Below are 13,922 nucleotides of genomic sequence, written 5' to 3'. Positions count from 1 at the left end.
TCGTTTGTCTAGTATAATGAAGGTCGGAATGATAATAGGTGGGGGTTCTGTATGATTCAAACGTTTTTTAAAATCTTTTATTTAATTTTAATCGTAATTGCGATTACACCGAGAATGTGGCGTCTTAAAAAACAAGTAAATACGATGTCACCGCAAGAAAAAGATAATGCTGTGTACAAAACGACAAATTGGTTTGGTAAGAAAATGGTACGTGTAGCTGGGGGAACAGTCGAAGTAAAAGGACTTGAAAATGTTCCAAAAGATAAGCCGGTACTAGTTGTAAGTAATCATCAGAGTAATATGGATATTCCTGTTTTACTAGGTTACTTAAATAAACCAATTGGATTTGTTTCAAAAGCAGAGATTAAGAAGTTTCCAGTTGTACCAACTTGGATGGAACTTATGAATTGTGTATTTATGGTTCGTAATGATCGTCGTCAATCTCTTCAAGCGATTAAAGATGGAATTGAACTATTAAAGAATGGACATTCTATCGTAATTTTCCCTGAAGGAACGAGAAGTAAGGGTGGCGAAATTGGAGAGTTTAAAGCTGGTAGTTTTCACCTTGCAGTAAAATCTGGCGTAGCTATTTTACCAGTAACGTTAGATGGTACATATAAAATGTTTGAGGCAAATGGAAATCGTATGAAGCCGGCACATGCAACGGTAACAATTTCTAAGCCAATTACACAAGAAGAATATGCAAGTATGGATATTAAAGAATTAACAAAACATACACAAGACGTTATTGCATCTCAATTACATAAGTAATAAAAAAAAGGTTTCAGCTTAAATTAAGCTGAAACCTTTTTTTTATGCTGCTGGTAATACATAAAATAGTACGCAGAAAAACATCATTGCACTACCACCTAATACGAAAAGATGCCAAATGGCATGATTGAAAGGTAGCTTTTCCCAAAGGAAGAATATAGCACCGACAGAATATAAAATTCCACCTGCTAATAGTAGTGAAAAACCGTGACCAGTTAGATTTTCATAAAGTGGTTTTATAGCAACGATTATGAGCCATCCCATAATGATATAACATAAAGTTGATGCTTTTATAAAGCGACGTACAAAGAAAATTTTGAAGACAATACCGCCAATTGCAAGTGTCCATATAATAGCGAGTAACGTCCAGCCTAAAGGTCCACGAAGTGTAATAAGTAGAAACGGAGTATATGTGCCAGCGATTAATAAATAGATGGCTGAGTGATCTAAAATAGTAAATAATTTTTCTACCTTTGGATGGTGAATGCTATGTAGCAACGTCGAAAACAAGTACAGTAAGAACATGCTTACACCATAAACAGTAAATGCAACAACAGCAGATGCAGTACCATGTTTAGAAGCATGAATAATTAATATAATTAAGGCAGGGATGCTTAAAATGGCACCGATACCATGTGTAATTGCATTTGCAATTTCTTCTTTCACAAAATGTGTCATTCGTGTCATTTTTTCAGTCATAATGCAAATCCTTTCTACTATCATAAAATAATATGTCGTTTCCCTTACCATATCATACACAAAGACAATAGAAAATGAAATTTGTATAATTGATTATATTTTTGAATTTTTTTGACAAAAGACAACGGACTTGTTGACGTTTTCAAACTTTTTTGACAAAATAAAATTATGTAATAGTAGGACAAGGAATCTACTAAAAAAAGGGGATGGGGAAATGTTTTCAAATATTGGCTTTCCAGGGTTAATTTTAATTTTAGTAGCTGTACTCATTTTATTTGGACCTAAAAAATTGCCGGAAATCGGGAAGGCTTTAGGAGAAACGTTAAAAGAGTTTAAAAAATCAACGAAAGAATTGACAGATGACGCATTTCAAGAGAAGGAAAAGAAGGAAAAAATGTGATGAATTTTCCTCGTAATGGGATAAATAAAGTGTGGTGAACGAGATGGAAGATCGGGAAATGAGCGTAGTAGAACATATTGTTGAGCTTCGTAAACGAGTAATATATACAGTTTTATCCTTTGTACTATTTTTAATTATTGGATTTACTTTTACGAAGGACATTTATTTTTGGCTCGTAAAAGATTTACCAATGAAATTAACTGTTCTCGGTCCAAGTGATGTATTGTGGATTTTTTTCTCGATTGCTACAGTATTTGCTATCGTTTGTACAATTCCTTTTGCTGCTATACAAATTTGGTTATTTGTAAAACCAGGTTTACATTCAAATGAACAAAAGATGACAGTGATGTATATACCGGTATTGTCTATATTATTTATTGCAGGTTTATGTTTTGGCTATTTTATTGTAATGCCGTTTCTATTTCATTTTTTAACTACGATTGGTAATGAAATGTTTAATACGATGTTTACGACAGAAAAATATTTTCATTTTGTATTGAATTTAACAGTACCATTTGCTGTCATTTTTGAATTACCTGTAGTTGTAATGTTTTTAACGAGTATTGGACTTTTAACGGCAGAATTTCTTGTGAAAATAAGAAGGTATGCATATGTAATATTGATTATTATTGCATCATGTATATCACCACCTGATTTTTTATCACATAGTTTAGTTGCGGTACCACTTATTTGTATTTATGAAATTAGCATCGCTTTATCAAAGATTGTTAGTAAGCGAAAACAAAAAAGAGAAGAAAAACAGTCGAAAAGTGCCTCTTTATAAAGGCACTTTTTAATTTATTTGTTATACTCTAGATATAATCGTATACAATATATAGAAGAAAAAAATTATAGAATCTCCAAAATTTAGACAAACTTTTCACTTTTATAAGTTTATACTGAAGTTATCGAGCTATATATGGATAATAAGACTCCCGTCTCAAGGGATATATAGGACAGGGGCCGAATTAGGTGGATATAAATGAAGTATTAACTTCTAAACGGGGGCCGCTTAAGAATATTTTAGTTTTCATAGGAAACCTACACTTGAAAAACGTGTTAAAGAATAAAGTGGAGGAAGTTCAAAAATCCAACGAAAAAGAGGATTGATATTGTGATTACGAAAAGTTTTTATTTCACTCATGCAACAGGGAGTTGTATTAAAATATTTGAAATCCCTGTCCTACAAACACAGCATCCATTAGCGTTTCTAATTCAGTCTCGTCTTCAATTGTTTATTGCAAAAATTCAAAAACATAAAAATCCAAGATTCTCGTACTCTTTCCGTGAATATTTACAAAGTTGTTTGAAGTGGAATGATTATTCAAATGTATATAAAACAAATACTCTTGAAAAAAATGCATGATATAGAGTGTGGACAGGGTTAAGAGCTCTGTCTTTTTTATTTTAGATATAAAAATATAATTAATTTGGTGAAATTTGTTCTAAATTGTTGAAAGCAATGGGAATACTAGTATAATAACAAGGAGAGCGTATTGGAAAGGGAAGAATATAATATGCAAAAAATTAAAATTGTAACAGATTCAACGGCGGATTTATCACAAGAGGTAATTGAGAAGTATGACATTCATGTTCTACCATTATCAATCTCTGTAAATGGACAAACATATTTAGATCGCGTTGATCTACAACCGGATGAATTTATTGAAGAAATGCTTAAATCAGAAGAACTACCAAAAACATCACAACCGGCAATGGGGACATTTGTAGAAATGTATGACAAGTTAGGCGAAGATGGAAGTGAAGTACTTTCTATTCATATGACGAGTGGAATGAGTGGTACTGTCGCAACTGCCAATAGTGCTGCAACAATGACCGATACAAAAGTAACAGTTGTTGATTCTCAATTTATTACACATGCTTTAGCATATCAAGTAATTGAAGCTGCTAAAATGGCAAATGAAGGACGCTCACTAGAGGATATTATAAAGCGAATTGATGAAGTGAGAAAAAATACCCGCTTATATGTAGTTGTAGATACATTGGAGAACTTAGTGAAAGGTGGACGTATTGGTAAAGGAAAAGCATTTATCGGTTCTTTACTGAACATCAAACCAATTGCAAACCTTGAAGGTGGAGCATACAATCCAGTGACAAAAGTTCGTAGTCAAGGACAGATTGTAAAGACACTGACTAAAATATTTGAACAAGATACAGCAGGAAAGTCTATAAAGGCTGTTGCAATTCCGCATGCAAAAGCAATTCCTTTAGCTGAAAGTATGAAAGCAGCGGTTGAAAAAGTGAGTGGATTTACTCAATCAGAAATTTTTTATACAACACCTATTATTAGTACTCATACAGGGCCAGGAGCAATTGGTTTTATGTATTTAGCAGAGTAATAAAAAAGCTACTTGAAATATATTTTCAAGTAGCTTTTTTATGTGAAAATAATATAGGAAATGAGAAGGGCTATACAGGCGCTACCGCTAATGATATAGCGAGTCTGTAAATAATCTTTCATAGAAATCACCCTTTTCGATTTTCTAAAGTATATGATAAATCATTAAAAAAAAGTAGCGCAGTTATACATGAGTGGTTTCTGTGATTTTTTCTGTTTTTTCCTCTGAAATACTGGGGCTATAAGTGAAAGTTTGACCTAAAAAGAGAACATGTAGTTGTTCCCACGGTAGCATTCGTAAATTCCAGTTATTTCGTAGTCTTGTTATTGCTTCTCTTGGTGTTTCATCTGCTAAAGCAAAAGTACCGTAGTGCATTGGAATGAAATGTGTAGCTTTTATATCTAAATAGGCTTGCACAGCTTCTTCAGGTGAAACGTGAGACACTTTCATAAACCATTCTGGTTCATAGGCACCAATTGGCATAAGTGCAATATCAATTGAAAAACGGTTTCCGATTTCTTTAAAACCTTGGAAATAACCACTATCACCACAAAAATAAATGGTTTCTGAAGAAGTCATATTATCAATGATCCATCCTCCCCAGTGAGAGGTGTTCATATCAAATAATGATCTTCTCGTCCAGTGCTGGGCAGGTACGAAGTGAAAAGAGACTTCATCAATTGTTGTACTTTCCCACCAGTTGTATTCTTCTACATTGGTAAATTTTTTACGAGTGAATAATTTTTTAAGCCCAATAGGAACAAGGTATAAGGCATCATCATTTAGTTGGCGAAGAGATGAAAAGTCTAAATGATCGTAATGACCGTGTGAAATAAGAACGATATCGATTTTCGGTAGTTCTTTTATAGAGAGCCCTGGCTCAGTAAGTCGTGGAACCAACTTTAATTTATTTGCCCATACTGGATCTGTTAAAATATTTAAGCCGTTCGTTTGAATGAGAAAAGTGGAATGACCAATCCATGTGACAGTTGTTTTTTCAAAGTTATTGAGCAAAAATTTACTTTGTTTAACAGGTGATTGTTCTACTAGAAAAGAAAAGTCTTTTTTTGTTTGTTTTCTCTCTTTACGCCAGCGTAGGAAGGAGCGAATCGATTTTTTTGTACTTACATTATCCATATTTTCATAGCGCTTAGCCATGAACATCACCTCATTTAAAATCGTTGTAGTTGTATTGTACCGAAATGTTGTTAAGGAATACAGTGTTTAACATGGATTAATGTTTAAGTAATTGTAAAAAAACAGGAGATAGGCATTTACAAATTTAACAATGAACTTTGTCTCGTAAATAATGTTTAGAGAAATAATAGTAGTAAAATATATTTTGTCTAGTAATTAGCTTTAAATAAAGAAGTAACATACGTAAAATCGTACGATTTCGTGAACAAATGGCGTAAACAATTTTCTCATAGTGTTTACTTTTGTTATGATATACATTACTTACATAAATTAAGGAAAGAGAAAAGAGGTTTAATAATGAAACGTTATCAAAGGTTAATTGGTCTTATGGTTGTATTTTGTCTCTTTATACTTGCAGGTTGTAGCAGTTCAGGTTCAAAATTACGTAAACCGTTAAACTGGGATTTAGAAACTTTCCAATTTACAAATCAAGAAGGAAAGCCATTTGGTACAAAAGATTTAAAAGGGAAAGTTTGGGTAGCTGATTTCATGTTTACAAACTGTCAAACAGTTTGTCCGCCAATGACTGCTAATATGGCGAAATTACAGAAGATGGCGAAGGAAGAGAAATTAGACGTTCAGTTTGTATCGTTTAGTGTAGACCCTGACCTTGATAAACCAGAAAATTTGAAAGCATTCATTCAAAAGTTTACAGAAGATACAAGTAATTGGAACTTGTTAACAGGTTATTCGCTGGAGGATATTACAAAGTTCGCAAAAGAGAACTTCCAATCGCTTGTAGATAAACCAGAGAATGGGCAAGTAATGCATGGTACATCATTTTATTTAATTGATCAAAATGGAAAAGTAATGAAGAAATATAGTGGTATTAGTAATACGCCATACGAAGATATTATACGTGATATGAAGCGATTAGTGGATTAAAAAGAAGGGTGCTTAGCACCCTTCTTTTTTGTCTTTTAGTCTATGGATAATATATCGTGTTGTTGCGGAAGTTTCTGTGCACGAATTTCTAACACACCGTTTTGATAAGAAGCTTTCGCTGCTTTTTTATTAATTAAATATGGTAACTTAATAATTCTTGAAGCTTCTGAAATGGAACGTTCTCGGCGATAATAGTTATGAGATGTTTTTTCGTCTGCCTCTTCAAGTATATCTTCTTTAACAGAGACTTTTAAGTATTCACTTTGTATTTCAATTTGAATTTGTTCTTTTTGTATGCCTGGTAGTTCAGCTGTTACGAAGAGTTCGTCACCAACTTCGTATAAATCTACAGGGAATGTTAATAAACGGTTTCCTTTTTGGAAAAAATGATTTAAATCAGCGATTACATTGCGAAGTGGTGTTTGTTCGAAAAAATCATCAATTTGCTTTAAATAATTGCGAACCGGTGGGCGAGAAGAATCTTTTTTTTCTTCACTCATGGTATTCCCTCCTAGAAATCAATATGCAATATCATATGACAAAAGCGGAGAAAGGTGATTGCCTAGTTTTCATGTTTTCATAAAAAATTGTTAAAAATGTGAAATGGAGTGATTTTTTTATAGTTTTTGGTCGCCATATTCAGTTGATTATGCTAGTATAAATAGGGTTGATATAGTAGTATAGAGACAGAATGAAAACTGAAAGAGGGTAAGAAGTATGTGTGGTTTTGTAGGATGTTTATGTGAAAACCCTAGAGAGTTTTCAGAAACAGAAAAACATCAATTTGAAAATATGAACACGATGATTTTCCACCGAGGTCCAGATGACGAAGGATATTTTCGTGATGAACATGTACAATTTGGCTTCCGCCGTTTAAGCATCATTGACTTAGAGGCAGGACATCAGCCGCTAACTTATGAAAATGATCGATATGTAATTATTTTTAATGGTGAAATTTACAATTATGTAGAATTACGTGAAATGTTACTTGAAAAAGGCGCGACGTTTGCAACGCAATCTGATACAGAAGTTATCATTGCATTGTATGCACATATGAAAGAAAAATGTGTAGACTACCTTCGTGGTATGTTCGCATTTATGATTTGGGATCGTGAAGAAAAGACACTTTTCGGTGCGCGTGACCACTTCGGCATTAAGCCTTTATACATCGCACAACAAGGTGATACTACATTCTTCGCATCTGAGAAGAAAAGTATTATGCATGTAATGGAAGACAAAGGGGTAAACCCAACGTCACTACAACATTACTTTACGTACCAATATGGTCCAGAGCCAGAAACATTAACAATTGATGTTAATAAAATTGAGCCTGGTCATTACTTCGTAAAAGAAATCGGTAAAGAGATGGAAATCCATCGCTACTGGAATCCTTATTTCAACGCTTCAAGCGCAACGAAAGAGGAACATATCCAAGCAATTCGTGATGTATTATACGATTCTGTAAAAGTGCATATGCGTAGTGATGTACCAGTAGGTTCATTCCTTTCTGGTGGTATCGATTCATCTATTATTGCTTCTATCGCAAGAGAAATGAACCCAAATCTTTTAACATTTTCTATTGGTTTTGAGCAACGCGGTTTCAGTGAAGTTGACGTTGCGAAAGAAACTGCTGAAAAATTAGGAGTTAAAAACCATAACGTATTCATTTCAGCGCAGGAGTTTATGGATGAGTTCCCAAAAATCATTTGGCATATGGATGATCCTTTAGCAGATCCAGCAGCTGTACCATTGTATTTCGTTGCGAAAGAAGCACGTAAACATGTAACGGTTGTTCTTTCTGGTGAAGGTGCAGACGAGCTATTTGGTGGATATAACATTTATCGTGAGCCAAACTCTTTAAAAATGTTCTCTTACATTCCTAGCCCAGGAAAGAGCGTTCTAAAGGCATTAAGTGGTGCTCTTAAAGAAGGATTTAAAGGGAAAAGCTTCTTAGAGCGTGGATGTACGCCAATTGAAGAGCGTTACTATGGAAATGCGAAAATCTTCCGTGAAGAAGAGAAAGCTGAATTAATGAAGTATTACGATGAAAGTGTTAACTATATGGATATCACAAAACCATTGTATAACGAAATTAAAGATTATGATGATGTAAGCAAAATGCAGTACATTGACATGTTCACATGGTTACGCGGTGACATTTTATTAAAAGCTGATAAAATGACGATGGCAAATTCATTAGAACTTCGTGTACCGTTCTTAGATAAAGAAGTATTTGACGTTGCATCTAAAATTCCGACTGAATTTAAAATTGCTAACGGCACTACGAAAGCTATTTTACGTGAAGCAGCACGTGGCATTGTTCCAGATCACGTATTAGATCGTAAAAAGCTTGGATTCCCAGTACCAATTCGTCACTGGTTAAAAGATGAAATGCACGATTGGGCTATAAATATTATTAAAGAAAGCAAAACGGATCATTTAATCGACAAACAGTATGTATTAAACTTACTGGAAGCACATTGTGCAGATAAAGGCGATTATAGCCGTAAAATTTGGACTGTACTTGCGTTTATGGTATGGCATCAAATTTATGTTGAGCATAAATATGATACAAATAAGTTCCACGAAGAAACAAAGCGTGCGTATAGCTTAGTTTAATAAAAAACCTTAAGGTCGTATTCGGCCTTAAGGTTTTTTTCATAAATTATAATTATAATTGATACAATAATAGTAAAAGGATGGACAACATATGATTACATTTGAGAAAGTAAATACAGAAAATGAAGGCGTTGTAAAAGAAATGTTTCACTCACACAGCTTAGATATGAAAAAGGTTCAGTATTGTGTAAAAGTTGATGATACATATATTGGTGTAATAGATTATAGTGTCCAAGAAGAGAGTGCTATTTTGTCACAGTTAATTATTCATTTTGATTATCAAGGTTATGGATACGGGACAAATACGTATTTTACATTTGAAGAAATAATGAAACAGAGAAATGTGAAAGAAATAAAAGTATTGCAAGAGGTGTTTACGGAACAAGCTAAATCTTTCATAGTGGGATCTGGTTTTATTGAGGAAAATGGAATATATGTAAAGAAAATGTAGTGGATATTGATCACTTGATGAAATGAATATGGGGCAGGTGAATGTATGACAATGACTGCTGGTCTTGTATTAGTTGGAAGTTGTTTTATTGTAGCAGAACTATGCCAGATTTTTATTCGAAAAAGAATGTATAAGAAGAGAAAACCATATGAATTACAATATATACCCGTGTTTGTAATTTTGTTTTGCATGTTATTTGCATTACAAAACGCAATTCATTTTTCACCTCTTTTGAACATCTTTTTAAAGTTTGGATTGTTATACAGCGGTGTTGGAATAGCTCTTATATTTATTTTGTTTTGCATACGTTACATCCACTATCAATCGTACATATTCATTTTAAATTGGTTAAAGAAAAGTGATAGAAGCCGCCTTACATAAGGGGGTTTTTTCTTTGTATTTGTAACGAAACTTGTACAACTAACATAAAATAGGACGAGTAGAAATGTAAGCTTATTACCTTAACGAAAGGAACGAAAAAGATATATGAAACTTGTTATAGACGCAGGGCATGGTGGATATGATTCTGGTGCTGTTGGTAATGGGTTAGTGGAAAAAGAGTTAACACTTCAAATTGCTAGACGTGTACGAGATATTTTATCTGCAAATTATCCAATCAATATTAAAATGACACGTGACAGCGATGTGTTCATCTCTTTATCAGAACGTGCTAATATTGCTAATTCATTTGGTGCAGATTATTTTATCTCATTTCACATTAATAGCGGCGGTGGCACTGGATTTGAAAGCTATATTTACAATGCGCTATCTAATAGTAGTTCCGCATATGAAAAGCAACAAAAAATGCATGCAGCAGTCAATCCTGTATTAACTAAATATGGTCTTCGTGACCGAGGAGCCAAAAAAGCAAATTATGCGGTACTACGAGAGACTGCGATGGATGCAATTTTAACTGAGACTGCTTTTATTGATACAACGTTTGATGCTAATTTATTGAAAAACCCACAATTTATTGCAGACTTAAGTCAAGCGTATGCAAATGGGATAGCAGCTATTTTGGGAGTTGCTCCAAATCCCAATCCTCCAAATCCACAACCTCCAAACCCCCAGCCAACACCACAAACGAAGGGGATTGCCTATATACTTGGGAAAAATGTGAATTTAAGAAGTGGTCCATCAACGTCTTCTTCAGTTATTCGTCAACTAAACTCCCCAGAGTCGTATGTCGTATATCAGGAGAGTAATGGATGGTTGGACTTAGGAAATGGACAATGGGTGTATAATGACCCTTCGTACATTAATTTTGTAAAGACGAGCAATAGTGATGGAAGTGCAATTGGTGTCGCATATATACAAGGAACGAATGTGAATTTAAGAAGTGGCCCATCAACATCTTCTTCAGTTATTCGTAAATTAAATAATCCAGAATCTTATTTAGTATATATTAATCAAAACGGTTGGTTAAACCTTGGTGGAAATCAATGGGTGTACAATGATCCATCATATATTAAATATAATCAATATTAGGGAATGGATTTATAATGTAATATGAATGCGTATTTATGTATAACGTAGATACGCATTTTAAGAACGTTTATTATTTTCATACTTATACACTTTATTTTAAAAATAAACATTTGAATAGTGGATAGAATCTAAATTGTATATATTAAAAAAATTCTGATATACATTGACAATGTATGTAATATACATTAGTCTTTAATCGTTAATGATAATCAATTTCATCTAGAGAGGGCATATGGTACATAGTAAAAAAATTTATGTTCTGCATTATGATACTTATGGTAATAATCGCAGGGTGTAGCAAAGAAGAGAAAAAAGAAAATGATACAGCAGCTAAAGCAAAAGATTCGTATACTGTAAAGCATGCCATGGGTGAAACATCAGTAAATGGTACACCTAAAAAAGTAGTTGTTTTAACAAATGAGGGTGCGGAGGCACTTATAGCTGTTGGAGTAACACCAGTAGGAACTGAGCGTGATATTAATTTAGAGGCAGTTATGAAGCTTAAGCCGGATTTAATTATCGGGAATAAAATGCGTCATGAAAAAATATATGAGCAATTGAACGAAATAGCGCCAACTGTATACGCTGAAACATTGCGCGGGGATTGGAAGGAAAACTTTACACTCTATACAAAAGCTGTAAATAAAGAAAAAGAAGGGCAAAAGGCTCTTGAAGATTATAAAAAACGTATTGAAGGAATGAAAGAGAAGTTAGGAGATAAATTGAATTATAAAGTTTCTATTATTCGCTTCGTACCAGGTGATGTCCGGATTTATCAGAAAAACTCATTCTCAGGTGTTGTTTTAAATGATGTTGGATTTAAGCGCCCACCACTACAAGATAAAGATGAATTTGCGATAAAAGGAATTACAAAAGAGCAAATTCCGAATATGGATGGGGACTACATATTCTACTTCACATCTGATAAAGATGCAGATAAGAATAACGAAGGAAATACGTTAGCAAAAGAATGGACAGAGGATCCACTCTTTAAGCAGCTACAAGCTTCAAAAGACAATAAAGTATTCCAAGTGGATGAAGTAATTTGGAATACAGCAGGCGGTATTAAAGCAGCAAATTTAATGTTAGATGATATTGAAAAATATTTTCTGAAATAAATGAATGGTTGAGTACATCACTTTAAATAGGTGATGTACTTTTTAATTTGTTTAAATACAGAAAATTCCTTCTTTTAAGTGTGGATAAGTTGTACAATAAAATCAATTATGGAATAAAGGAGTGGGAAGGAATGAAAGCTACTCATAAAGATTGGATTTTATTTAACGGAAGAATTGTGAATACGAAGGAAGAACAGCCGATGGTCCCATTAGAGGAGAGGGGCTTTCAATTTGGTGATGGTATATATGAGGTTTTTAGGTTATATGATGGGAAGCCACATTTATTGGATTTACATTTGGAACGATTTTTTAATTCTATGGAAGAAATAAAACTAATTCCACCGTTTACTAAAGAAGAGTTAGTGGAAGAGTTACATCAAATGATTGAAAAAAATCAATTTCAGGAAGATGGGAATGTGTATCTTCAAATATCACGTGGTGCTCAAGCACGAAATCATGTGTATGAAAAAGATTTACAACCAACATATTTTGCGAATATCGTTTCGTTTCCAAGACCTACTGCTACTATGGAACAAGGAATAAAGGTTACTGTCGAAGAGGATATACGCTGGAAGTTCTGCCATATAAAATCATTAAATCTGCTCCCTAATATCATGATTAAAAATAAAATAAACGAACAAGGATACCAAGAAGCGATATTGGTGCGAGATGGAATTGTAACAGAGGGGTGTCATTCGAATTTCTTTATGGTGAAAAATAATAAATTGATTACACATCCGGCGGATCATTTTATTTTACATGGCATTACTCGTCACTACGTTATTACATTAGCGAAAGCGTTACATATAGAGGTAGAAGAGCGTGAATTCTCATTACAGGAAGTGTACGAATCCGATGAGTGCTTTTTCACAGCGACACCACTTGAAATATTCCCAGTTGTTCAAATTGGTGATGAGAAGTTTGGAAGTGGTGAAAGAGGATCAATTACGAAAAAACTACAAGCTGCATATGAAGAAAGTATTAGTTTGTTTAAAGTGACAAATTAATAATGAGGAAAAAAGCTGGTATTCCTCCAGCTTTTTTTCATGATATAATTCAACCATAGGACAATTTTTGAAAACGCTGTAAAAAGGGGATTTAATGTATGAATTATGAAGATTTTAAAGAAGTAATTCACGGTAGACGAAGTGTTAGAAAGTTTACAGAACAAGAAGTATCCACTAGTGACATAAAAGAAATTATTGATTGTGCTCGTTATGCACCGAGTGATACGAACTCACAAACGTGGGAGTTCTTGGTCATTATGAATCGAGAGAAAATTAAAGAAATTGAACAAATGACATGGGATGCATTACATAAACTTGCAGCAAAAGCAACAGAAAATGGAGAAGAGAAAGCAGGGAAATTACTTACACGTTCTTTCGGACCGTATGCGACCGCTTTCTCTGAGGCACCAGTATTAATCGTATGTTTGGCAACACCATATGAATCCAAGTTTCGGGAAAAGATATTTGATCCAATTGCCTTCGTTCCTGATTCAGTGTGGGAAGAGGAAGGAATTAAGAGTAGCTGTCTAGCAGCACAAAACTTAATGCTAGCTGCACATGCGAGAGGACTTGGCACTTGTCCAATGACAGGACCTGTATTATTAGCTCAGGATGAACTGCGACAATATTTACAAATTGAGCCTCAAAAACAAATTAATATGGTAATTTCACTCGGGTTTCCGAAAGATAAGCCGAAGAAACTTTCTCGAAAAGAAGTTGATGAGATTACAACATTTATTAAATAATAGATAAAAAAGACATTGGAAATAACGATGTCTTTTTATTTTTTGGGATATTGTGGGGTGATTTTGGGCTAAAATGATGAATAAGAAAGAATTTCTATTTATTGCTTACAAAAAAATAATGTTCTATTAAGGAAAGTATGATACAGTAATCGTGAGCAAGATAGTATTTGTTCATGAAAGT

16 protein-coding genes are annotated in these 13,922 nt (G+C 33.7%); 13 read left to right on the top strand and 3 right to left on the bottom strand.

All coding sequences use genetic code 11. From position 1 onward, the window contains the following. Positions 1 to 51 precede the first annotated feature (51 nt). The gene (locus ACP6L7_RS01225) at positions 52 to 771 is read left to right on the top strand and encodes a lysophospholipid acyltransferase family protein (RefSeq protein ID WP_097831943.1); all 720 of its coding nucleotides are present in this window, start codon (positions 52 to 54) and stop codon (positions 769 to 771) included. A 42-nt stretch (positions 772 to 813) separates the two neighbouring features. Here ACP6L7_RS01225 and trhA read toward each other — a convergent pair whose 3' ends face one another. Beyond that, entirely contained in the window at positions 814 to 1,470 is a 657-nt protein-coding gene (gene trhA / locus ACP6L7_RS01220) for a PAQR family membrane homeostasis protein TrhA (RefSeq protein WP_000136879.1), read from the bottom strand. A 214-nt stretch (positions 1,471 to 1,684) separates the two neighbouring features. On the opposite strand from trhA, the gene ACP6L7_RS01215 reads away from it, so the two are divergent. The 4 genes from ACP6L7_RS01215 (at position 1,685) to ACP6L7_RS01200 (ending at position 4,230) form a co-directional block, all read left to right on the top strand. Next, positions 1,685 to 1,870, top strand: coding sequence for a twin-arginine translocase TatA/TatE family subunit (locus tag ACP6L7_RS01215; RefSeq protein ID WP_000492443.1), 186 nt, complete (start codon positions 1,685 to 1,687; stop codon positions 1,868 to 1,870). A gap of 43 nt (positions 1,871 to 1,913) precedes the next feature. After that, positions 1,914 to 2,654: a twin-arginine translocase subunit TatC gene (gene tatC, locus ACP6L7_RS01210; protein WP_097831944.1), complete on the top strand. Its 741-nt coding sequence runs from the start codon at positions 1,914 to 1,916 to the stop codon at positions 2,652 to 2,654. A 330-nt stretch (positions 2,655 to 2,984) separates the two neighbouring features. After that, positions 2,985 to 3,236 carry a DUF2535 family protein gene (locus ACP6L7_RS01205; protein WP_000629009.1) on the top strand — a complete coding sequence of 84 codons (252 nt, stop codon included), beginning with the start codon at positions 2,985 to 2,987 and terminating at the stop codon, positions 3,234 to 3,236. A 151-nt stretch (positions 3,237 to 3,387) separates the two neighbouring features. After that, positions 3,388 to 4,230: a DegV family protein gene (locus tag ACP6L7_RS01200; protein ID WP_097832042.1), complete on the top strand. Its 843-nt coding sequence runs from the start codon at positions 3,388 to 3,390 to the stop codon at positions 4,228 to 4,230. A gap of 183 nt (positions 4,231 to 4,413) precedes the next feature. Here the strand turns inward: ACP6L7_RS01200 and ACP6L7_RS01195 are convergent, their stop codons facing one another. Then, positions 4,414 to 5,388 carry an MBL fold metallo-hydrolase gene (locus ACP6L7_RS01195; protein ID WP_097831945.1) on the bottom strand — a complete coding sequence of 325 codons (975 nt, stop codon included), beginning with the start codon at positions 5,386 to 5,388 and terminating at the stop codon, positions 4,414 to 4,416. Between the two features lie 336 nt (positions 5,389 to 5,724). Here ACP6L7_RS01195 and ACP6L7_RS01190 point away from each other — a divergent pair, with 336 nt between their 5' ends. After that, entirely contained in the window at positions 5,725 to 6,312 is a 588-nt protein-coding gene (locus ACP6L7_RS01190) for an SCO family protein (RefSeq protein WP_097831946.1), read from the top strand. A 35-nt stretch (positions 6,313 to 6,347) separates the two neighbouring features. Here ACP6L7_RS01190 and ACP6L7_RS01185 read toward each other — a convergent pair whose 3' ends face one another. Next, the gene (locus tag ACP6L7_RS01185; RefSeq protein ID WP_097831947.1) at positions 6,348 to 6,812 is read right to left on the bottom strand and encodes an Hsp20/alpha crystallin family protein; all 465 of its coding nucleotides are present in this window, start codon (positions 6,810 to 6,812) and stop codon (positions 6,348 to 6,350) included. Positions 6,813 to 7,029: 217 nt separating this feature from the next. On the opposite strand from ACP6L7_RS01185, the gene asnB reads away from it, so the two are divergent. The 7 genes from asnB (at position 7,030) to ACP6L7_RS01150 (ending at position 13,741) form a co-directional block, all read left to right on the top strand. After that, positions 7,030 to 8,931: an asparagine synthase (glutamine-hydrolyzing) gene (gene asnB, locus ACP6L7_RS01180; RefSeq protein ID WP_000333827.1), complete on the top strand. Its 1,902-nt coding sequence runs from the start codon at positions 7,030 to 7,032 to the stop codon at positions 8,929 to 8,931. 91 nt (positions 8,932 to 9,022) lie between these two features. Then, the gene (locus tag ACP6L7_RS01175; RefSeq protein ID WP_097831948.1) at positions 9,023 to 9,382 is read left to right on the top strand and encodes a GNAT family N-acetyltransferase; all 360 of its coding nucleotides are present in this window, start codon (positions 9,023 to 9,025) and stop codon (positions 9,380 to 9,382) included. A 45-nt stretch (positions 9,383 to 9,427) separates the two neighbouring features. Continuing rightward, positions 9,428 to 9,763, top strand: a complete 336-nt coding sequence (locus ACP6L7_RS01170) for a hypothetical protein (RefSeq protein WP_097831949.1) — start codon at positions 9,428 to 9,430, stop codon at positions 9,761 to 9,763. A 105-nt stretch (positions 9,764 to 9,868) separates the two neighbouring features. After that, complete coding sequence (locus ACP6L7_RS01165) at positions 9,869 to 10,870, top strand: N-acetylmuramoyl-L-alanine amidase (protein WP_097831950.1); 1,002 nt, start codon at positions 9,869 to 9,871, stop codon at positions 10,868 to 10,870. A gap of 254 nt (positions 10,871 to 11,124) precedes the next feature. Then, positions 11,125 to 11,988 (top strand): ABC transporter substrate-binding protein, encoded by an 864-nt coding sequence (locus ACP6L7_RS01160; RefSeq protein ID WP_097831951.1) that lies wholly within the window; start codon positions 11,125 to 11,127, stop codon positions 11,986 to 11,988. A gap of 131 nt (positions 11,989 to 12,119) precedes the next feature. Then, the gene (gene dat / locus ACP6L7_RS01155; RefSeq protein ID WP_097831952.1) at positions 12,120 to 12,995 is read left to right on the top strand and encodes a D-amino-acid transaminase; all 876 of its coding nucleotides are present in this window, start codon (positions 12,120 to 12,122) and stop codon (positions 12,993 to 12,995) included. A 98-nt stretch (positions 12,996 to 13,093) separates the two neighbouring features. Further along, entirely contained in the window at positions 13,094 to 13,741 is a 648-nt protein-coding gene (locus tag ACP6L7_RS01150) for a nitroreductase family protein (protein WP_097831953.1), read from the top strand. The last annotated feature ends 181 nt before the right edge of the window (positions 13,742 to 13,922 follow it).

This window comes from Bacillus silvicola (assembly GCF_050524305.1).
In the GTDB taxonomy this organism is placed as follows: Bacteria; Bacillota; Bacilli; order Bacillales; family Bacillaceae_G; genus Bacillus_A; species Bacillus_A cereus_AT.
The sequence above is the reverse complement of the archived record's forward strand: the minus strand, read 5'-3'. Positions and strand labels throughout refer to the sequence as shown.

Bases quoted from the DNA above. Each gene is read 5' to 3' on its own strand.
- ACP6L7_RS01200 (WP_097832042.1), top strand. From the start codon at position 3,388: ATGCAAAAAATTAAAATTGTAACAGATTCAACGGCGGATTTATCACAA.
- ACP6L7_RS01215 (WP_000492443.1), top strand. From the start codon at position 1,685: ATGTTTTCAAATATTGGCTTTCCAGGGTTAATTTTAATTTTAGTAGCT.
- ACP6L7_RS01160 (WP_097831951.1), top strand. From the start codon at position 11,125: ATGTTCTGCATTATGATACTTATGGTAATAATCGCAGGGTGTAGCAAA.
- trhA (WP_000136879.1), bottom strand. From the start codon at position 1,470: ATGACTGAAAAAATGACACGAATGACACATTTTGTGAAAGAAGAAATT.
- ACP6L7_RS01185 (WP_097831947.1), bottom strand. From the start codon at position 6,812: ATGAGTGAAGAAAAAAAAGATTCTTCTCGCCCACCGGTTCGCAATTAT.
- tatC (WP_097831944.1), top strand. From the start codon at position 1,914: ATGGAAGATCGGGAAATGAGCGTAGTAGAACATATTGTTGAGCTTCGT.
- ACP6L7_RS01165 (WP_097831950.1), top strand. From the start codon at position 9,869: ATGAAACTTGTTATAGACGCAGGGCATGGTGGATATGATTCTGGTGCT.
- ACP6L7_RS01170 (WP_097831949.1), top strand. From the start codon at position 9,428: ATGACAATGACTGCTGGTCTTGTATTAGTTGGAAGTTGTTTTATTGTA.
- ACP6L7_RS01195 (WP_097831945.1), bottom strand. From the start codon at position 5,388: ATGGCTAAGCGCTATGAAAATATGGATAATGTAAGTACAAAAAAATCG.
- ACP6L7_RS01150 (WP_097831953.1), top strand. From the start codon at position 13,094: ATGAATTATGAAGATTTTAAAGAAGTAATTCACGGTAGACGAAGTGTT.
- dat (WP_097831952.1), top strand. From the start codon at position 12,120: ATGAAAGCTACTCATAAAGATTGGATTTTATTTAACGGAAGAATTGTG.
- ACP6L7_RS01175 (WP_097831948.1), top strand. From the start codon at position 9,023: ATGATTACATTTGAGAAAGTAAATACAGAAAATGAAGGCGTTGTAAAA.
- ACP6L7_RS01190 (WP_097831946.1), top strand. From the start codon at position 5,725: ATGAAACGTTATCAAAGGTTAATTGGTCTTATGGTTGTATTTTGTCTC.
- ACP6L7_RS01225 (WP_097831943.1), top strand. From the start codon at position 52: ATGATTCAAACGTTTTTTAAAATCTTTTATTTAATTTTAATCGTAATT.
- asnB (WP_000333827.1), top strand. From the start codon at position 7,030: ATGTGTGGTTTTGTAGGATGTTTATGTGAAAACCCTAGAGAGTTTTCA.